Origin of the sequence: Aquimarina aggregata, assembly GCF_001632745.1 — a bacterium.
Classification (GTDB): Bacteria; Bacteroidota; Bacteroidia; order Flavobacteriales; family Flavobacteriaceae; genus Aquimarina; species Aquimarina aggregata.
The window spans coordinates 65542-85098 of the sequence record NZ_LQRT01000002.1 but is presented as its reverse complement, the minus strand read 5'-3'; the positions used below and the strand labels follow the sequence as shown (position 1 = coordinate 85098).

The window sequence follows — 19557 nt, the reverse complement described above, 5'->3', positions numbered from 1 at the left end:
TATTGCTATTTTGAAAATGTGATAATTAATAACCTTATTCTTTAAAGAATTTTTTTACTAAAGTTTCTCCATTTTCTGTTTTTAGTTTAACAATATAAACTCCAGGTTCAAGGGTTTCTGTTGCCACAATTGTTTTTCCCGTTTCGCCTATTTGGATATTTTGGATTACTTCTTTACCCTGAATATCAAAAACTCCACCATAAGTTGTTTTTGATTTTCTTTTAACATCTATAGTAAGAAGGTTTTTGGCAGGGTTTGGAAAAAGCGACACCCCTGATTCTTCATTAATATCCTTGATATCGTCTGTTTTGCCACTAATTGCAATACCACATCGATCTTGCTTGTACTCCATACGAATAACTTTTGGATCAATTTTTCTAAATTCATCTACAAAAATCTGTTCGGCAATTTTAGTCAGGCAAGGCTCATGTTTAAATACTTCTAATTTAATTTCTCTCTCACATTGTGGCGTAGATTTTCCTGTATCTGTTGTTTCTACAAGGTAAATATCTGTAGCTCCTGCTCCTATTGTTGTTGTATATCCTGTAAAAGCAAAACCTTTGTCAAAATCATCTCGTACTAATTCTGTCCCCATTTCCTGACCAGTTCGCCCATAATTATACCCCCATAAGAAATTACCACCTGCATCTGCCTGAAACAATAATGCTTTTCTAGTTGAAGTAAATTGGTCTCCAACTATAGTATAGAGAGGGCTTCCTGTTGCACTTGCTGTTATTTGCAAACTACGACCATATTCGTTTCTCTCTGTACCATACGTTTTCATACCCATAAAATCTCCATTACTTCGTAAATACATTAGAAAAGCATCAAATGAATTATTAATACCAAAACTATTCGTATAGCCAGTTAGCACATAATTACCGTTACGACCTTGCTTTATACAAGTTCCCACATTTAAATAACGTCTCATGGGATCTAACTCTTTTGGATACCCAATAACTCTTTGCCACTCTATATTTAAATCTGGCTTAAGTTTTACTACAAAAATATCTGTTGGTGGGTTAACCAATGTGGCACTACCTCCGCAATCAAAATCTGTACTAGATCCTGTAATAATGTATCCTCCATCACGAGTTTGTTCTATCCATAAGCCACGTTGATCCCCTTTGCCTCCAATAACGGTTGCTCTTGTTAGATTCCCTTGATCATCTGTTCTTACAACGTACATATTTGTTCTTGGTAATGATTGAGAATAACTTCTTGTTTCTCCAACCATAATATAGCCAGGCCTACCATTTTCGTCTTTGATATTTTGTACACAATGCGCTGCATCATATTGATCTCGACCATAAACTTTAGAAAAAACAGGAGCACCATTAACATTAGTTCCTATGAGTAGGGCATCTCCCCCACCAAAACCAAAGCTTCTTGTGATACCAGCGGCTACATAAGCAGCAGGATTATTTGGGCTAAAATTTGTTGATTGCCTTACCGAATTAAAATATTCGAAATCTTGCCCCCCATAAACCCGAGACCAAATTTGATTACCATTTAGATCGGTTTTGACCAAGGTAGCTTCTAGGCTTCCTATGAAGTTTCTTGAAGTATATCCAGCTACTAAATACCCCTTTTCAACCTTTTGTAGTTGAGTTAAAGATCTACCCATTTCAGATTGTTCAGTTCCAAAGGAATGTTGAAACTGTGCTAAACCGATGTTTATCATCAAACAGCAGCTAACACAACATAAAAGTTTTTTCATGATTTTGTGTATTAAATGGTTAATTATAAATTGATTTATGTAACTAAGTACTAGAATATATATGAAAAACAAAAGAGCTAAACAACTGATAAACAAGGGTTAAAAACCTATAACGAAGTAAGGTTTTACTATCGAAATTAAAGACTTAACAAATGCTTAAACCTCTAATTTAAATTATAAATCGATACCTTTATGCCCTCAATTATTACTACAATGTTTAAGACACTCTACATCATTTTCTTCTTGTTACTTTTAAGTTGTTCATCTAATACAAACTCTACTAGTGTAACTAAACCTATAGATCAAGAAAACTCTATTAGTGAGTTAACTTACATAGATGAATTTGTAATACCCAGTCAAGATATAGAAGGTGTTCCTATTGGTGGTTTTTCTGGAATTGATTATCAAAATGGAAAGTGGTATATTATCTGTGATACTTCTATTCCTCCTATTAGATATTACGAAGCTGACATTTCATATAATGAAACTTCTTTTACAAAGGTAGATATTACTAAAATGCATATTATTAATGATGCGACTGGTACTCCACTAACACAAGGTGTAGTAGATCCAGAGAGTATTAGGGTAGACACTAGCTCCAATACGCTTCTTTACACTAGTGAAGGATCTATTAATAATGCTATAGACCCAGCATTAATAGAAATATCTGCTCAAGGAAATCAATTAAGAAGCTTCACCCTTCCTGATAACTTTAGAGCTCAACTTGAAACTGATTCATCGGGTCCAAGACATAATGGTGTTTTAGAAGGTCTTTCGATAAGTTTTGATACTAAAGGATATTGGGTATCTTTTGAATTACCTCTAATAGAGGATGGCCCAGAACCTACAACAACAGATACAGAATCTCCTGTTCGTATTACATTATTCAATAAATCATCTGGAGTTGCAGAACGACAATTTGCTTATGAACTTGACCCTGTAGCAAAAGAGGCTGCATTAGGTACCTCTTTTGAAGTAAATGGTCTTGTAGAAATACTTGAATATGATAAAGACAAATTTTTGGCATTAGAACGTTCTTTTTCTTCTGGATATATAAATGGTGGTAATACTGTTAAAATTTATAAGGTAGACGCTTCAAACGCCACAAATACTATTGATATGAATGCTTTATCTACAGGCTCATATACTAAGGCAACAAAAACATTACTCTTTAATTTTGAAACTATTCGGGGGCAATTAACGAATACTACAGTTGATAATCTTGAAGGGATCACTTTTGGACCAAAATTAGCCGACGGAAGTCGAACATTGGTCATAATCTCGGATAATAATTTCAATACTTTTTTCCCACAACTAAATCAACTTATTGTTTTTAAAGTAACTCCTTAAAAAGAGATAGCGATACTAAATTTTTATTTCAAACTGGTCAGCCATTCATCTAAGCGTGTTGTCCAATTTTGTAAATACCCTTTCCCGATTGCTAATCCGAAACCATGTCCTCCTTTAGGATATATATGCATTTCTGTATAGACTTTTTTTTCGATAAGGGCTGTATAAAAAGAAATGCTATTAAGTGCAGAAACAGCTTTATCATCTGAAGCATGGACTATAAAGGTTGGTGATGTATCCTTATCTACATACAATTCGTTAGAAAAATAGTCCACTAATTCTGGTTTTGGAGAATCTCCTAACAAATTATCCTTAGATCCTTGATGTGTAATATTTTCTTTCATAGAGATAACAGGATATACTAATACCATAAAATTTGGTTTTGCGCTTATTGTGTCTAAAACATCAACTTTTTTATATTCTTTGTTTCTATAATGAGTGCCTAAAGTTGCTGCTAAATGTCCTCCTGCAGAGAACCCCATAACTCCTATTTGGTCTCTATTTATATTCCATTTTTCAGCATTACTTCGAATTATTCTCATTGCCCTTTGCGCATCTTGCAATGGAGCTTTATATCCAACATTAACTGACTTAGACTTTGGTAATCTATACTTGAGTACGAAGGCTGCTATCCCTTTAGAATTTAACCATTTTGCAATATCTGTTCCTTCCCAATCATACGCAAGTCCTCCATACCCTCCTCCAGGACATATCATTATTGCTCTACCAGAAGCATTTTGTTTACTTGGCAAATAAATTTCTAAGGATGGTTTTTGTACTTTTCTAATCCAGAATATGTTACCTTTCTCTCTTGTTTCTACCTCATCAGAGATCAAATAATTGGGTATCAAATCTTGCCAAATAGGCAAAGTATCTTGACTTGAACAAATTGTACTATTCAAGAACAACAAAATACTAAGAGGTACGTAAAAGATATTTCTAAGGATATTATACATTTTTTTATTTTAATTGATCATGTTTAATTTTATAAAGGTTTGCTTCTTATTATTACGTTTTCTAAGCTATCCAATGGTTTTATTTTTTTATTCTCGATTCCACTTTTAATTTGTGAATTTACGATATAGTGATACTTATCATTTCCTATTTCTCCAGTAGTACTGGAATCAAATTCTTTACCCGTATCAAACACCTCAACATTGGTAATCTCTGTAAATTCGTCGTTTACATAAAATTTAGAAATCTTTGTGCTCTGATGTCCTATAAAGTAGTTTTTATAAAATGATAAGCCATCAATAACTTTAGCATTTATATTTGGCGCAACTTTAAGTAAGCTTTGTTCTTTTGTTTGTATATCAATTTTTACAATACCTTCATTAGTGGATACGAACAATAATTGTTTCGGTTGATAAAAAGTAATACCATTAGGAAAACTAAAATTAGTTAACTCTATATAAGGTTCTAATTCTTTTTTGGCAGCATCGAATTTAAACAATCGGGCATTTGCAGTTTCTGTAATAATTACATCGTCATTTGGTAATACAGTCAAATCATTAAAAAAGCTCCTTAGGCTATCCTTTACTATATAATGTTCCTTTTCATTAGTACGAACATTATACCGCATTAAACCTGTCTCCCATCTATCTTGATTTGTTTGATTTACAATAGGTGCTAATGCTAAATTAATCCACAAGTCATGTGATTTCTCGACAAATTCGATACCTATCGGGCTTAAATCCCCAAAAACCTCTTTCGTTATCAGGTCTTTATATGTTCCGTCTGATTGTATCTCTATTATTTTTTGTTTATAAATGGCACCTACATATATTGATTTTGAATTGGTATTATATGCGACACCTTCTGGTATTAAATCTTTATTTAAAAGTATATCTGTTTTTTCTGATGCCTTTGGGGTACATCTACTTAACAAAATAAATACTACCAATATAACAAAGCTATTTATGTACTTTTTCATGACACCTTATTTACTATTATGTATTGTTTTCTGTCTCATAACGAACAAGGTAATAAGTCACAATTAGTGTTTATGTTAATTTTACGGTAATCTTTACTAAAGTAAACCATACCTTATTTATGTTAGTTTTAAACTCATTCTATGCATACCTCTTAATTCATCTTTGAAATGCGCTATTTCTAAACGTGTTTTGCTATGAAATTTAAAACCTATTTTTTTATAAAAACTAATCGCATTGATATTTGTATCTATTACACATAAAAAGAGTACTTTTTTCTGTTTTTTCTTAATCAAGCCTATCAATTCTATCATTACTTTTTTACCAATACCTTTACCACTAAACTTAGGAAGTACATAGATTTTTTCTAATTCGCAATTGTTTAATTCTGATAATTTATAAGATGATTTGTAATTAATTTTAAGAAAGCCAATATTTTCATTTTCAACAATAATAAAGTAATATGCAATAGAAGAATCTATTAACTCTGCGCTTAAACGCTTATCTCCAAACTCTCTTTTTAAATAAAGCGTTAAACCGTTCTCGGTCCAATGATCTGCAAAAACTTGTGTATAGGATTCTTTACAAACTTTTTGTAGCGTTAGAATATCTTGTAATACTGCCTTTTTTAACTTCATATATTTTTAAGTAACTAAGTATTTCGTAACATTTCTATATTTAGAATACTTATGATTTTGTATACAACACATTGGATGAAATAAAATCATTAATCAGAAAACCAATGTTTTCTATCCAACTTATATACTACACATTCGCTTTTTCCAAAAAATCTATTTTCGACATAATGAAACCCGATTTTTTCATAAAAACGAATCGCTTTAGTATTCGATACCAGTGGGTCAATTAAAATTGTATTTACATTATCATTATTAAAACAGTAATCAATCGCTAGTTTCATCATCTGAGTACCATAGCCCTTACCCAAATCTTCTTGTTCTCCTATCCAAATATCTATTGCTCTTTGATTATCGGGAACATCACCCCAATACTGCGAATCTTCTTTCTTTGGATCAATGATTTGAATAAATCCAATAGCCCTTCCGCTTATTTCTGCAATAAACTGTGCTCTCCAATCTGGAAAACGATTAAGTTCATATTCCCAATCCCAATCATCATCTGGGTCAGAATCAATAACATGCTGTTGTTGATCCCAATATTTTACAAGTTCCAGATCTTTGTTTGTTGCTATTCGTAAATTTACTTGTTCATTGGTATTCATAGTATTTTGCCAACGATTTTTATTTTTTACAATATTCTAAAGTACTATAAAACTTAAAATGTATTTATTTTACTAATTTATAAAATTCGTTACTCAATACTATTTTCAGAAAACAGTACATTTCGTTGATTAAGTATTTTTTTATTTCCTTTCAATTCTACTTTTCCAGATAATCTAATATCGGTTGAAGAAGCTCCTATCTTAAACTCGTACATACCAGGTTTAATAATCCATTTGCCATTTGCATAATAGGCCAATTGTTCTGGAGAGACTTTTATTGTAATTTTCTTTTTTTTCTTTTTCTCTATAAACACTCTTACAAATCCTTTTAATTCAATAGGCTCTAATTCCTTAATTTCTTTTGGTGGACTTACATACAATTGTGCAATTTCTGCACCATCAAAATCTCCTAAATTTTCTATTTCGAAGGAAATCGATATTTGCTTCTCTTCGATACTATAACTTTTAGGAATCTTGAGGTCTTTATACTTATATGTGGTATAACTTAATCCATATCCAAAAGGGTACATAGGTTGATCCAATGAATCATACCCTTTACTATACCAAATAGGCGCTTGTTTATTTGTGCGTGGATATGTTAGTGTTAATTTACCAGAGGGGTTTACTTTACCCAAAAGAATATCTGCTAATGCGTTGCCCCCTTCTTCACCTGGGAACCATGCCTGTAAAATAGCAGCACATCCAGATTCTATATTTGTAATAATTTGCGGGCGACCACCAAATAAAACCAAAATTACCGGTTTACCTGTTGCTATTAACTGTTTTACAAAATCTTCCTGTTCTCCTGGCAATCGAATATCTTTGCGATCTCGTCCTTCTCCTACAAGGTATAATTGTTCTCCCATTGCTGCAATAATTACATCGCTATTGACAGAAATTTGAATAGCCCTTGATACATCGGGTTTAGGTAAGTCTTTTATATTTAAATATTCTAAGTTTTTACTTCTTTCATCTCCCAAAGCGTTATCTACTTTTTCTATCTCATCATTCATTGACTTAGTCCAATCACATCCCCTTTCATATGTAATTTCTACTCCTTTTTTTACATTAGCTTTGAGGCCATCGAGTAATGTTACAAGTTTTGGATTTTTAGGATCTACAGGGTATTTCCACCAATAAGCGGCTAATGATTGATAAGAATAGTCACCAAGTAAAGATTGTACTGCTGCAGCATTTGGACCAACAACTGCAATTTTTTTTATATCTGTAGAAATAGGTAGTACACCATTATTTTTTAGCAAGACGATAGATTGACAAGCTGATTCATAGGCTCTTTTGCGGTTTTCTGGCGGATCAAAGTCTATTTTCTTTTCTTCAAAAGGTAGTATTTCATTATTCAATAAACCCAATCGTTCTTTTAAAAGTAACACTCGCTGCACTGCAGTATCTATTGTCTTTTGATCGATCAATCCTTCATCAAGAGCTTCTTTTAAATATGGAAAACTCATTCCGAAAGGTAATTCAACATCTAATCCAGCAGTAATACTTTTAATCGCAGCATCTTTATCGTTTTTAGCATATTTATATTTTGTATATACTTGTTTAACTGACCAAAAATCTGAAATTACAACACCATCAAACCCCAATTTTGTACGTAAAATATCAACCAAAAGTTCTTTGTTTGCAGAACATGGAATCCCTTTAATGGTATGATAACCGGCCATCGCACTTTGGACATTGCCAAATCGTACCGTTGCTTCATGTGGTAATAAAGTCTCTTCAAAAAAAACTTTTTCATTATCTGTACCTCCTGCATAACCAGCAAAATGTTTTGTAGTAGCCGCTACTCCCTTAGAAAGATCTTCTCCTTGCAATCCTTTTACAAAGGCAAGTCCCATTTTTGCAATGAAATATGGTTCTTCCCCAAAACTTTCTTCGATCCGGCCCCAGTGTGAATTTCGACAAATATCAAGCATAGGAGAAAGTGCCTGAGTAGCTCCCACTTTTCTCATAAGTTTTGCAGACATTGCAGTATTCTCTCTTAAAAGATCTGGATTCCATGTGCATCCAATACCTATCTGTTGGGGTAAGGTAGTAGCTCCTTTTGCAGCAAATCCAGAAATTGCCTCTTCATGAAATATGGCTGGTATACCATTTGGAGTCTCATGTATTAAATACTGTTGTAAATCCCATATTACTTTTTTTAGTTCATCGGGGTTTAAATCTGTTGAAGATGAGAATTGTGCCAAATGCCCAATCCCATATGGTATTTTTTTTCTGCAAGAATCTAATGAAAGGCTTTTTCCATCTAATAAATCTCTGAGCCAAGCACCTTGTAACTGAGAAATCTTTTCTTCGGTCGACATTTTAGCAAGTAATAGGTGCCTGTTTTTTTCTTTCTTTGAAATTGTTTCAGAATTAGGTTTTGGTTGACAAGAAATTGAAATAAACAAACCTAAAATGGTCATGAACTTAAATATTTTAATACTAGTGTGAGACATATTGCTCTTTGTTTTTCATAAATTAGTGTGCCTAAATTTATTCTGAAAAACCTACAGACAATACATCAAATGGGTAAAACAATAACATTAACTATCTTTTATAACCTTTATGATTTTACCCATTTGGCATAACCGCTTTTTTTAAGTACCTGATGGCTTAATTTTTAAGCTATTTATTCTTAATTTATTTTTATCATTTCAAATCCAACACTGATAAATTGCAATCAAAGCAATTGTATCAAAAAATCCATGTATAGCAATGTTAAACCATAAATCATAACTACGTTTATAAAAAATTAAAACCAATGTTGACCCTATAATTCCTGTAATTATTTGTCCATTTATCCCCTGATAACCATGTAAATAACCAAACAAGATGCCAAACAATACTATATTAATCGTTAGACTTAATTTACCATCTCCAAAAAACTTTGTGAATTGCTTCATGAAATAGCCTCTCCAAACAATCTCTTCTCCAAACGCGGCAGATATCCATATAAAAGGTAATACACTCAAAGAACCAATAAAGTTTCCCCTAAGCTTATCAAAATTAGAAAAATCAATATAATCACCTGTAAAATGACTCACTCCTGGAATCAAAACAAAATAGTATAGTATAAATAAACCAATAGCTATTAAAGGAGTGTATATTAAAAGTGGAATTACCTTAAATTTATGTTTTTGAAACCCTAGTGACTTAAGCATGCCTTTTTTGAATTCTATGGCACTTGCAATCAAAATAATTATAGCGGCTATGATAGTTTCAAAATAATCAAAGCCTAAAGGCAAAAGCCAAATAAAAAAGACACTAATAATAGCTAGAAGAGGAATAATTTTAGTTCGTAAAGTAATCGTATTCATTTTTTTTGTATTTAAATTTCAAAAACGAAATAACGATCAAACTCCCATAAAATCAACCAAAAACAATACCCTATATCTGAATGGTAGCAAAATTTTGACTGAATAGTCTTGAGAATTTATAGTTTGTGCTCGAACCAATCTATAAATTCTTGTTTCTTATACCTACTAATTATATTTTTTGAGATGTTCTTACCAAAAGTACCTGGTTTAAGACTCACGGATAATTTTCCATTTTCTATCTTTTCAATCTCATCTACAGCACGTGCATGAAGAAATGTTTGCCTATTGGCTCTAAAAAATAACTTTATATTAGTATTACTTTCTATTTCATTTAAAGAAAAATCGGTCGCCAAAGTATCTCCGTTCATTAAAAGAACGTATACAACTTTATCCTCACTAAAAAAATATCCTATTTCTTTGTAGGTGATTAATCTTCTTTTTCCTCCTTTGGTAATACTAAGTTTGCCTTCAATAGTTTCTAATTTATGAAGATCATAAATATCCTGAGCAAACATTACAACAATAAAAATTAAACTTAACATGAGAGTAATTACCAAACCTGTAAGTAAATAATAAAACTGGTAATCGGCGTCTATTATCCAGCCAAAAATATAATATACTGGTATATAAATCAACACAATGTAGCCAAGAGTAGATAACAGAAATAAGCCCAAAACACGAACATTTAGCTGTTTTAGAAAATACTTATTCTTATATCGTTTAAAATTCCTTTCTGCAATTAACATAACTGCCGTACCTATTACCATCGTAGTAATAATTGAATATAAAGGGAAATTATATGAATCGCTAAGTGGAAAATGATCACTTTGCGTTAAATGATTTGCAATTACAGAAATTCCCAGCAAGCCGAGTGCTTTTTGCAAATGAGGTTTTTTAAAACTAAACGTTGTCTTTAAAATATCTCTTAGTATTTTCATTTAAAGAAGGTATTAACAACCTTATTTATTAAACAAGAACTTTATAATTATATTAATTTTTAATGAACCATTTGTGAGTCAAAAAAATCAAGATCCACCAAAATAATTACTAATTCCACTTAATATACTTTGAACAGCATATGAAGCTAGTATTAAACCCATTATTTTACTAATAACAGTAATCCCATAACTACCAATCTTTTCTTGGACCAAATTTGCCCCCAAAAGTATTAAAGTCGTTAAGCTTATTACGATTAATACTAGAAATGTAGTAATGACTTGTTGTTCTATTGAATAAACATGATTATCAGTCAATAAAACTACCGCCATTATCGCTCCGGGAGATGCGATTGAAGGAATGGCAACAGGAAAAATTGTAACATGCTTGTAATCTGTGATTTGACTTTTCTCTTTAGCTGGTTTACCATCTCCAAAAATCATGGTAAGAGCGAATAAAAACAAAATAACTCCACCTGAAATTTGAAAAGCATCAAGAGAAACGGACATGCCTTCCAATATTAATTGTCCTATTACAATAAAAAAAAGTAAAATCATAAATGCAATACTCGAAGCTCTAATTGCGATTTTCTTTTTATGAATTTTATCGAACTCTTTTGTTGCCTCAAGATATACAGGTACAGAACCTAAAGGGTCTATTACAGCTATTAGGAAAAAAAATGTGGTAATAATTTCTGTCATAAATTATTTTATGCGTTTTGCTTGTGTAGTAAATGATAGGCCTTGTTGTCCCATTGTAGAACTCATAACTCCTTCAAATAATGGTTCGGGACAATTTTTAGGGATTTTCCATTCAAATATAAAATTTGAACCAGTGCCTCCCGATATATCTATTTCATCAATTATAATCTCTGTTGTTTCCATTGGTGCCAAATAAATCGGTTCTTCAAAGTATGTTCTTACTACTTTACCGTGAGTGTCAAAATATTGAGCTTTTAAAACAAAAATAGTATCTACTGTACTAGTATTTCTCATACTCGCCATAGCCGTGAGATTATGTTTTGTATCCTCCGTCAAACTATATATCTGCGAATAAATTGAAAGATACGATTTACCAATTTCAAGAGAATCTTTTTCGTTTATAGTCGCTTTTCGTTTTGCCCAGTTTTCTGGATTGATTGAATTTGCTTCTTTTTTTTCGCTACAACTAAAAACTACAATTACTATTAAAAAGATTAGATATCCTTTTTTCATTTCTGATTAACTTTATTAGTACTCAAAATACGTGTTAAAGATAAGTATTGAAAATGAATTTTTGATTTTAAAAATGCATTCAACATAAATCAATTTAACTTTACTAAAATATTGATAAATTAGATTTAATGATTTATTACGATGTGAACCATTACTATTTTGAATTTATAAACAAATTAATTGTAGATAATAAACAGTACTATGTTTTTTTGGTTACCTATGAAATACAAAAATTTTAATTAAATTTCTAACAACAGTTCCATCTGGATATTACATCTTTCATATGGAGTATCTATACCCACAACTTTTTGAAACCCTAGTTTTTCATATAATGATATGGCAGGTTTTAATATTGTATTACTTTCAAGATATATACTTTTGGCTCCCATTGATTTTGCTTTTTCAATGCTAGATTTCCCTAACAGATAGCCAATACCTTTACCCTGTGTTTTAGGAGAAACAGCCATTTTAGCAAGTTCATAATCATACTTTTTATTTTTCATTTTAATCAAAGCACAAACTCCTAGAACATTTTGATCTTGAATTGCAACTAAAATTTTACCTCCACTATCTAAAATATATTTTTGAGGATCATCTAATGCTTTTCTATCGGCATCTTCTATTTTAAAAAAAGTTTTGATCCATTCTTCATTTAGTTCTTTAAATGCAGTGTGATATTTTGATGTGTAATCTATAATTTCTACAGTTGATGACTCTCTAATTTTCTTTTGTTCAATCACACGCTTTAAAAGAGATTTTTCGTTTAATAAGTATTCAAATTCTTGGATAGCTAACCAAATATTATGTGTGGTTTGATTTAATGTAGTTTTAACTGCATTTTCAACATCTTTATATTGTTGTTGTATTTGTATAGACATGTCTATACCCTTAGGAGTTAACACAATGTTGTTTTTACGTTTGTCCAGAGTGTCTTTTTGTTCTAAAACGAGTCCCACTTTAGACATTTCTCTAACAATTTTAATGACAGAGGGGTGCGAATGACCAATTTCATTAGCGATTGCAGTAATTGATTTTCCTGTATTTTGATTAGATAAAAAATAGAAAACAGGAAACCATTTAGGTTTTAATGCGACACCATAAAGATTATAAATTCGTTGGGCATCTTCTGAAACTATAGTACTAAGAGCTCTTAACCTACTTCCTAGAGCCATTTCTCCGATTTTATCAAAATTCATTTTAATATGTATTTAAATACGTAACTAGTTACAAATATATTAAAAATATTACAACACATCTGTAAATTTTGAAATAGGGCTCAGAAAATAGAATGTTCTCTAAGTTTCTCTTTCATTCAACAAAACTACTGATACCTTACATTTAAACTATAATACTTCTAAGTATTCCAATCTACTTTTAACTTCAGAATTTTCGCTTACAACTTCTTCGATATTCTTTAATTGTATATCAAACTTGTAATTATATCGCTTGGATTGCATTACTATAATTGAATTTAATATCAATAGCGCTTCGGCAGGTTTTTTAGAATTATAAAGTGTATTTATCATAACAGCAGAAGGGTTTTCGGCATTAATTATTCCTAAATATTCTGCAGCTCGTACACGATTTAAATTTTCTGGATCATTACTTGCAATTGTTCTTATTATGGACTCTAGAGCGCTAGCATCTTTTTTAAAGTTACTACAAGTAATTAATCCCCAATATCGTTGCCATGGGTCTTTTGAGGTTAGACTATTCATCACCTCTTGTTTTACACTTTCAAATTTTGATAGACATAAGTTTGAAATGTCTATATACTTATGAATCTCTTTTTTGTGCTCTTTTCCGTATTGTACTGGGTTTTCAATTGCTTTTTCAATTAAAAAATGTTCTGGGAAAAATGACAAATCTGGCATTTCTTTCACCCATTTATCAAGACGCTCTCGCAAATCGTTAGAAATAGTATGATATTTTGGTTGTGAAATCAGATTTTTAGTCTCATATGGGTCGGACTCTATATCAAAAAGCATTTCTGGGGTGCGCTCTTTATAAAAAGCAGCTTGTATATCATTTAACTTACCTTCTTCATATAAAGACTGCCATTCTTTAAAGGCTAGTTGTTTATATCTATAATTATTTAAAATACCATCATAATTAAAAGGTTGATAATTTCTGATATATTTATATTTCCCTTTGCGAATTGCACGTACTTGATCATATTTTTCATCAAACCTATCAGCATAACTGTAGGTTTCATCTCTAGTATTTACCTCATCTATGCTAATATTCTTTCCTAAAAAAGCTCTTCCATCAATTTTTTCAGGGATATGTATTCCTGCCAAGTTTAATACTGTTGGCGCTAGATCAATAAAACTAACAAACCCTTTATTGACAATCCCTTTTTCATTGCCAGCTAAATGTTTGTATTTTTCAGGTACATGAACAATAAGAGGCACATGAAGTCCCGTTTCATATAAATATCCTTTACTTCCGGGTAATGCTCCACCGTGATCTCCGAAATAAAATATAAATGTGTTCTCTAATAGTCCATCCTCTTCAAGTGCTTTAACAACCTCACCCACTTTAGTATCCATTTCCTGCATCTTATCGCGATAAAGTGCATTGGTATATCTGAAAATTTTAGTATTTGGATGGTTTGGTTGTACTTTAAATGTATTCTCTCCAGTTTTGGTAGAATTCAACATCATTTCTTCTTTTGTAAAATGCAGACTTCCTTCATGGGTAATACCTATATTATAGACATGAAAAAAGGGTTGTCCTAGTTTTCTGTTTCTCCATGAGGCATTCTTAGAAGAATCATCCCATACACTATCTCCTTTTTTAATATTATAATCTTCTTTGTTATTGTTAGTTGTATAATATCCTGCATTTCTTAAATATGCTGGAAACATCATCAAAGAATCTGGCATGGGAACCATTTTAAGTTTTCTATGATATTGTGCTCCTATTCTTGGTCCATAACTTCCTGTAATTATAGCCGAACGAGCCACACTACAAACCGGGGCATTTGAAAATGCTCTACTATATGTTATGCCATGATTTGCTAATGATTCAATATTAGGAGTCGCAACTCCATTATCATCAAACATCTTTAGATAATGTTTTGAATTGTCTTCTGAGGTTATCCAAACTATATTTGGTTTTTCAATTTTAGTCTTCGTTTTATTACATGAAATAGTAGAAGTTAATAAAACAAGTAGTATTGGTAAGATTAAACATAACCTTTGAAAATATTTCATAATTTGTAATGTTAGCACCATTCTAATTCTTAACCAGTCTATAAACTTGTTACTTGACTATCAAATTATATATCAAGATAGTCGAAGCTAATGATTTTTTTACTCAATTTATAATACCTCTTTATATAGAAGTATTACTTTTTTTCCATATTTATTATCCGAATTGCACCAATTAAGCTTACTAATTATTTCATCAGGCACTTCTTTGTTCTGAAATTTCTTAAATCCAAACTTAGCATAAAAATCATGTAAATTTTCAAAAGGTAAACACCAAATTGCAACTTGTTTAAAAGGTTTTTTGTTACATAGTTCTCTTACTATAGCATCTGCAACACCTAACTTTCTATAATCAGGCAACACATAGATTCCTCCAAGTTCAATATTAGTAGGGTCGATTTTAACTAACCTACCAATTCCTGCATTTTCATTTCCGACTTTGGCTATAATGATAAATTCATTTTCGAAATTAGAACTCACAAAATTGATAGTATTATATTGAGAATTCACCCAATTAATATCTTCTTTTGCTGCTTGTTTTACTGTTATTGCTTTCATAATAAACCATTATACTCATACACAAAATGTATCTACTAAAATAGGGGTACCATATTAATTGAGCAATATATCTAGATATTAAAATTCAATAAAAAAATCGGTTAACTTTTTTATTTGGTTGTAAAAATCTACTCTAGGTTCTAGTGATATTGTTTCACAGCGTATTCTTAAAAAAATCCAAGGCTAACACTAACGTCTCTTCATGTATAGCTTTTCTGCTAACTGTAGGCTTATCAATTGTAATTTCGGGTGCTATTTGTTTTCCAAATTCTGTGGATTCATTTAAAAAAACATAATGTCCTACATCTTTACCAAACAAATGTATTTTACTTGTTTTAATTAAGTCATTATACTTTACTGCATTATTTTTTACAGATGTATTTGCATCACCTTTTCCTGCTACAATAAAAACAGGAGCAGATATTTTATTTGTTTGTTCTTTAGAATGAAATCCAAACCCAATTGCGGGCGCCATTACAAAAAATGCTTTAATCCTATCATCTTTTACATGATCTTTATAGGTATGATATGATGAAACGATTAGGCTATCTGTATCAAAATCTATGATTTCGTCTGTTTTAGGAAACTCAGCAGGCATTTCTCTTTCTGCATCATTTTCATCACCTTTAACTTGTCTATCAACATACCCACCTGCTAATGCAATATTAGTATAGCCGCCTAAGGAAAAACCTACTCCGCCAATTCTTGATGTATCCACTTTTGTACCAATTTCATTATCTTTAAGAACATTTGTGAGAACAAATTGAACATCAATAGCACGTTCCCACCATTTTACAAATTCTCTAGGTATTTTATTAAAAGTAGAGTTTCCATAATGGTCAAGGGAGACCACAATATATCCTTCTTTTACCATTCTTTCGATAAACCATGTTAGCGAAAATCTGTTACCTCCCGTTCCATGCGATACTAAGATTAGTGGAAACTTTTCGTCAGAAATAGTGGCATTGGGTATTGTTTCTATAGTTTTAAAAAGTGCTTTTCTACTTTCTTTTGGTTCTTTTTTGATCACACTATCTAAGGTAGGATACCATATTTCGGTTAATAATGGTCTATCTCTTGATTGATCTATAAAGGTTACTGATTTTTGCCCTATTCTAAAAGGTTTCGTTTTTGATTCAGTGCAGGATACAAATAAGGTTATTATACTTAAAATAAAAAGTGTATTTTTCATCTATTGGTTTGTCAGTTTACCGTAAAAGACAAACCAAATCATAAATTGTTACAGTGTCGCCATAAATTAAAGTATAATCAATACTAATATTTAGAAATCCCTAAGAATAGCTGTATTAACGATTCTTAGGGATGATTAACTATACTGTTTCTTTTAAGCTATTCCAAACGCCTGTAGCTGCAACTTTTTCTGCATATTCGGTAAAACTGATTGGTTTTCTTTTAAGCACTTGTTCTATATCATTTGTTATTTCTGAATTCTTCGGATTCCCCAGTACTTCGGTAAACAAATACTCTATCAGCCAGATAAAGTCTTCTGGCACATTTGCATCTCTCATACCCTGAGAGTATTCTTGTATAGAAATAGGTACAAAAGTTATTGCACGATTACTTGCGTTTGCAATGGTAGCAATAGCTTGCTTAAAGGTCAACAATTCTGGACCAGTTAATTGATAAATTTGCCCATTATGTTTGTCATCTAGAATTGCTTTAACTGCTACTTCTGCAATATCATCGGTATCAACAAATGGAATTTTGACTTCTGCTTGAGGAAGCGCTACAACTCCATCTAAAACTGGATCCAATAAAAAGTTCTCATTAAAATTTTGATTAAACCAACTTGCCCTAACTATGGTATAATCGATTCCCGAATGAATCACTACTTGTTCGCATAATTCTGCTTCCCGCTCTCCTTTTCCTGATAAAAGCACTAGCTTTTTTACTGATGATTTTCTAGCTTGATTAACCAATTCTTCAATTGCTTCTAAAGCACCTGGTACAGCTAAATCTGGTTGGTATGTAATGTATACTTTATCCATACCTGAAAGGGCCTTTGACCAATTTCCTGGTTGGTGCCAGTCAAAAGATGGCTGGGCCGATCTGGAGCCCACTCTTACATTATGACCGCTCTCTTTAAGAAGGTGAACAATTTTTCTTCCTGTTTTTCCTGTTCCTCCTATTACTAAGATGTTTTCTAATTTCATTTTTATTTGCTTTAATATTAATATTTATTTTATACTTATTTGATTTAAAATCTTTTACGACTTTCACTTTATAAACAGCAGTCTTATTAGTAGTAATGAGAACGAGATAAAAGAAGTAAGTGTTCTCACCCAATGCCAACGATTCCAAGGTCTCTCAAAACTTTTACGTAAATCAGATAATTCTAATTCGGTCATTGCTGTTAAAATTGTCTTATCTAAGGTTTCGTTAAGAGGCACATTTTTAAAAACTGTAACCAGACCAATCCCTACAAAAAAGAGAATAGCAGCGCTAAAGAATACCCAAAAGACTGCAGGGTTTTCGTTTCTACTTAAATAAACATTTAAAAAAAGTAGGATGACTGGACCAAAAAACACAATCAAGAAGTTGGGATTAATAATAGCCCTATTCATAGCCTGAAATGATTCTAGAAATGTAAGGTTATCTAATCTCCCTATTCCTGACGTTATCGCATTCGACCATGTAAAGCATAGACCTGCTGTTAATCCTGTTCCTAGAAGACTTAAAAAGAGCACTGTAGATTTTAAAGATAGTTCCATATACTTATTTTTTAGTGGATGTAATCCAGTTAAGTAAATTTTGATATTCTTCGCTGGTAAGTTTGATTTTCTTGCCTTTTGGCATTCTTTTTTTAACAAATACTTGTTTATAGACATCATCTGCCAATGAGTTCATGTTTTCGAGAGTAAATAATCGTCTTCGATTTCGTTTAGCATGACACACGTTGCATTTGTTTTCAAGTATTTGAAAGCTTTTAATTCTAATTGAATCTGCAACGTTTATTTCTGTAGAAGACATCGAAGCATACCCAACATTGCTTACTTGAGAAGTTGTAAACCCAGTATTATGATATAAACTTAATGCTACAATAAATTTTAATAGTACTGCCATCATTCAACATTTTTAATTGTTTGATGTAGCAAATGTCTATAGAAATTGATGCAATAATTTATTCGAAAAGAAGTATGATTTGTTCGAAAAGTTTGTTACTTAATTTGACTAGGTCTATAGCCAAACTTTTTAGCAAAAGCATTAGAAAAAGAACTCAAGCTGTCATATCCAACTTGCCAAGCTGCTTCCTGTACGGTTGCTTTTTTATCACGTATAAGTTTATGAGCATTTGATAAGCGTTCATTTTGAAGATATTTGAACACTGGTACCCCAAAAACTTCTTTAAATTCTTTTTTAAGTTTAGTAGTATTAAGTCCAATTTGTTTAGAAAGTTCTGTAAGTGAAGGAGGGTTTTCTAGGTTTGTCAACAAAATATCCCGTACCTCATTAAGCTTATCTCGATGAGTTGATTTTAATTTAGGTTCTTGCATTAAAGCTAGTTGTCCAAAAAAGTGAGAAAGTAGCGTGGTAATTTGACTCCTAAAAAACATCATCTTCGTTTTACCTTTATATTGATTAGCAAAAATCGAATCTATAATTTGTTCCATCTCTGGTGTCATAAAAAAACTTGGTCCTTCTACATAGTGATCCCTAGGTTTTACTAATTCTGCCAAAAGTTCTCCAAAAATTTCGCCTTCTTGGTTAGGTAAATGATCTAGATTATGTATAGCAGTAGCGACCACTATACATTTTAAGTCTTTATCTGGAGCTATCGTATGTTCAAATTCAACCTTTTCATCTGCGTAAAAAGAAAGCGTTAATCCTTTGGTGTGCTGATATTCTTTTCTTTTTTGTCCATATTTTACTGAAAGATCAACATTACCTGATCCATAAAAAGCAATCGCAATTAACGGTTCTTCAAAATAACAAGAGTCCACCTCTATGGTTTTTGCACTTGCTTCTTCAACAAGAATAATAAAGTCATTGATATGAATAAAATCTCGAGTCATGGAAATGCTTTCAATGCTAAAAATACAAAATGACTT

General features: G+C 31.5%; 19 protein-coding genes. 1 reads left to right on the top strand and 18 read right to left on the bottom strand.

The window, feature by feature from the left end; translation table 11 throughout:
* Positions 1-34 precede the first annotated feature (34 nt).
* A complete protein-coding gene (locus AWE51_RS02120; RefSeq protein ID WP_082832282.1) occupies positions 35-1720 on the bottom strand; it encodes a T9SS type A sorting domain-containing protein in 1686 nt (561 codons plus the stop codon).
* A gap of 192 nt (positions 1721-1912) precedes the next feature.
* On the opposite strand from AWE51_RS02120, the gene AWE51_RS02115 reads away from it, so the two are divergent.
* Positions 1913-3070 (top strand): esterase-like activity of phytase family protein, encoded by a 1158-nt coding sequence (locus AWE51_RS02115; RefSeq protein WP_082832281.1) that lies wholly within the window; start codon positions 1913-1915, stop codon positions 3068-3070.
* 23 nt (positions 3071-3093) lie between these two features.
* Here AWE51_RS02115 and AWE51_RS02110 read toward each other — a convergent pair whose 3' ends face one another.
* From AWE51_RS02110 to AWE51_RS02030, 17 genes are all read right to left on the bottom strand, one after another.
* A complete protein-coding gene (locus AWE51_RS02110) occupies positions 3094-4026 on the bottom strand; it encodes an alpha/beta hydrolase (RefSeq protein ID WP_066308837.1) in 933 nt (310 codons plus the stop codon).
* A 29-nt stretch (positions 4027-4055) separates the two neighbouring features.
* Positions 4056-5003, bottom strand: a complete 948-nt coding sequence (locus AWE51_RS02105; protein WP_066308831.1) for a hypothetical protein — start codon at positions 5001-5003, stop codon at positions 4056-4058.
* Positions 5004-5120: 117 nt separating this feature from the next.
* Positions 5121-5639: a GNAT family N-acetyltransferase gene (locus AWE51_RS02100; RefSeq protein WP_066308830.1), complete on the bottom strand. Its 519-nt coding sequence runs from the start codon at positions 5637-5639 to the stop codon at positions 5121-5123.
* Between the two features lie 89 nt (positions 5640-5728).
* Entirely contained in the window at positions 5729-6241 is a 513-nt protein-coding gene (locus AWE51_RS02095) for a GNAT family N-acetyltransferase (protein WP_066308829.1), read from the bottom strand.
* An 89-nt stretch (positions 6242-6330) separates the two neighbouring features.
* Complete coding sequence (locus AWE51_RS02090) at positions 6331-8670, bottom strand: glycoside hydrolase family 3 N-terminal domain-containing protein (protein WP_198403787.1); 2340 nt, start codon at positions 8668-8670, stop codon at positions 6331-6333.
* 231 nt (positions 8671-8901) lie between these two features.
* Complete coding sequence (locus AWE51_RS02085; RefSeq protein WP_066308823.1) at positions 8902-9564, bottom strand: CPBP family intramembrane glutamic endopeptidase; 663 nt, start codon at positions 9562-9564, stop codon at positions 8902-8904.
* A gap of 116 nt (positions 9565-9680) precedes the next feature.
* Positions 9681-10502 (bottom strand): LytTR family DNA-binding domain-containing protein, encoded by an 822-nt coding sequence (locus AWE51_RS02080; protein ID WP_066308818.1) that lies wholly within the window; start codon positions 10500-10502, stop codon positions 9681-9683.
* Between the two features lie 87 nt (positions 10503-10589).
* Positions 10590-11201, bottom strand: a complete 612-nt coding sequence (locus AWE51_RS02075; protein ID WP_066308816.1) for a MarC family protein — start codon at positions 11199-11201, stop codon at positions 10590-10592.
* Positions 11202-11204: 3 nt separating this feature from the next.
* Complete coding sequence (locus tag AWE51_RS02070) at positions 11205-11714, bottom strand: DUF3124 domain-containing protein (protein WP_066308814.1); 510 nt, start codon at positions 11712-11714, stop codon at positions 11205-11207.
* A 239-nt stretch (positions 11715-11953) separates the two neighbouring features.
* Positions 11954-12910 carry a bifunctional helix-turn-helix transcriptional regulator/GNAT family N-acetyltransferase gene (locus AWE51_RS02065; protein WP_066308810.1) on the bottom strand — a complete coding sequence of 319 codons (957 nt, stop codon included), beginning with the start codon at positions 12908-12910 and terminating at the stop codon, positions 11954-11956.
* A 147-nt stretch (positions 12911-13057) separates the two neighbouring features.
* A complete protein-coding gene (locus tag AWE51_RS02060; protein WP_066308805.1) occupies positions 13058-14932 on the bottom strand; it encodes a sulfatase family protein in 1875 nt (624 codons plus the stop codon).
* 108 nt (positions 14933-15040) lie between these two features.
* Positions 15041-15487 (bottom strand): GNAT family N-acetyltransferase, encoded by a 447-nt coding sequence (locus AWE51_RS02055; RefSeq protein ID WP_082832279.1) that lies wholly within the window; start codon positions 15485-15487, stop codon positions 15041-15043.
* A gap of 154 nt (positions 15488-15641) precedes the next feature.
* Positions 15642-16679: an alpha/beta hydrolase family protein gene (locus AWE51_RS02050; protein ID WP_066308800.1), complete on the bottom strand. Its 1038-nt coding sequence runs from the start codon at positions 16677-16679 to the stop codon at positions 15642-15644.
* A 139-nt stretch (positions 16680-16818) separates the two neighbouring features.
* Positions 16819-17661, bottom strand: coding sequence for an SDR family oxidoreductase (locus tag AWE51_RS02045; RefSeq protein WP_066308798.1), 843 nt, complete (start codon positions 17659-17661; stop codon positions 16819-16821).
* Positions 17662-17724: 63 nt separating this feature from the next.
* Positions 17725-18219, bottom strand: a complete 495-nt coding sequence (locus AWE51_RS02040) for an anthrone oxygenase family protein (protein ID WP_066308795.1) — start codon at positions 18217-18219, stop codon at positions 17725-17727.
* A 4-nt stretch (positions 18220-18223) separates the two neighbouring features.
* Positions 18224-18571 carry a hypothetical protein gene (locus AWE51_RS02035; RefSeq protein WP_066308792.1) on the bottom strand — a complete coding sequence of 116 codons (348 nt, stop codon included), beginning with the start codon at positions 18569-18571 and terminating at the stop codon, positions 18224-18226.
* A 95-nt stretch (positions 18572-18666) separates the two neighbouring features.
* Complete coding sequence (locus AWE51_RS02030) at positions 18667-19521, bottom strand: helix-turn-helix domain-containing protein (protein ID WP_066308789.1); 855 nt, start codon at positions 19519-19521, stop codon at positions 18667-18669.
* Between the last annotated feature and the right edge of the window lie 36 nt (positions 19522-19557).

What these genes read in the sequence shown, in the direction of transcription:
- AWE51_RS02120 (WP_082832282.1), bottom strand. Translation starts at nt 1,720, where the DNA reads ATGAAAAAACTTTTATGTTGTGTTAGCTGCTGTTTGATGATAAACATC.
- AWE51_RS02115 (WP_082832281.1), top strand. Translation starts at nt 1,913, where the DNA reads ATGCCCTCAATTATTACTACAATGTTTAAGACACTCTACATCATTTTC.
- AWE51_RS02110 (WP_066308837.1), bottom strand. Translation starts at nt 4,026, where the DNA reads ATGTATAATATCCTTAGAAATATCTTTTACGTACCTCTTAGTATTTTG.
- AWE51_RS02105 (WP_066308831.1), bottom strand. Translation starts at nt 5,003, where the DNA reads ATGAAAAAGTACATAAATAGCTTTGTTATATTGGTAGTATTTATTTTG.
- AWE51_RS02100 (WP_066308830.1), bottom strand. Translation starts at nt 5,639, where the DNA reads ATGAAGTTAAAAAAGGCAGTATTACAAGATATTCTAACGCTACAAAAA.
- AWE51_RS02095 (WP_066308829.1), bottom strand. Translation starts at nt 6,241, where the DNA reads ATGAATACCAATGAACAAGTAAATTTACGAATAGCAACAAACAAAGAT.
- AWE51_RS02090 (WP_198403787.1), bottom strand. Translation starts at nt 8,670, where the DNA reads ATGACCATTTTAGGTTTGTTTATTTCAATTTCTTGTCAACCAAAACCT.
- AWE51_RS02085 (WP_066308823.1), bottom strand. Translation starts at nt 9,564, where the DNA reads ATGAATACGATTACTTTACGAACTAAAATTATTCCTCTTCTAGCTATT.
- AWE51_RS02080 (WP_066308818.1), bottom strand. Translation starts at nt 10,502, where the DNA reads ATGAAAATACTAAGAGATATTTTAAAGACAACGTTTAGTTTTAAAAAA.
- AWE51_RS02075 (WP_066308816.1), bottom strand. Translation starts at nt 11,201, where the DNA reads ATGACAGAAATTATTACCACATTTTTTTTCCTAATAGCTGTAATAGAC.
- AWE51_RS02070 (WP_066308814.1), bottom strand. Translation starts at nt 11,714, where the DNA reads ATGAAAAAAGGATATCTAATCTTTTTAATAGTAATTGTAGTTTTTAGT.
- AWE51_RS02065 (WP_066308810.1), bottom strand. Translation starts at nt 12,910, where the DNA reads ATGAATTTTGATAAAATCGGAGAAATGGCTCTAGGAAGTAGGTTAAGA.
- AWE51_RS02060 (WP_066308805.1), bottom strand. Translation starts at nt 14,932, where the DNA reads ATGAAATATTTTCAAAGGTTATGTTTAATCTTACCAATACTACTTGTT.
- AWE51_RS02055 (WP_082832279.1), bottom strand. Translation starts at nt 15,487, where the DNA reads ATGAAAGCAATAACAGTAAAACAAGCAGCAAAAGAAGATATTAATTGG.
- AWE51_RS02050 (WP_066308800.1), bottom strand. Translation starts at nt 16,679, where the DNA reads ATGAAAAATACACTTTTTATTTTAAGTATAATAACCTTATTTGTATCC.
- AWE51_RS02045 (WP_066308798.1), bottom strand. Translation starts at nt 17,661, where the DNA reads ATGAAATTAGAAAACATCTTAGTAATAGGAGGAACAGGAAAAACAGGA.
- AWE51_RS02040 (WP_066308795.1), bottom strand. Translation starts at nt 18,219, where the DNA reads ATGGAACTATCTTTAAAATCTACAGTGCTCTTTTTAAGTCTTCTAGGA.
- AWE51_RS02035 (WP_066308792.1), bottom strand. Translation starts at nt 18,571, where the DNA reads ATGGCAGTACTATTAAAATTTATTGTAGCATTAAGTTTATATCATAAT.
- AWE51_RS02030 (WP_066308789.1), bottom strand. Translation starts at nt 19,521, where the DNA reads ATGACTCGAGATTTTATTCATATCAATGACTTTATTATTCTTGTTGAA.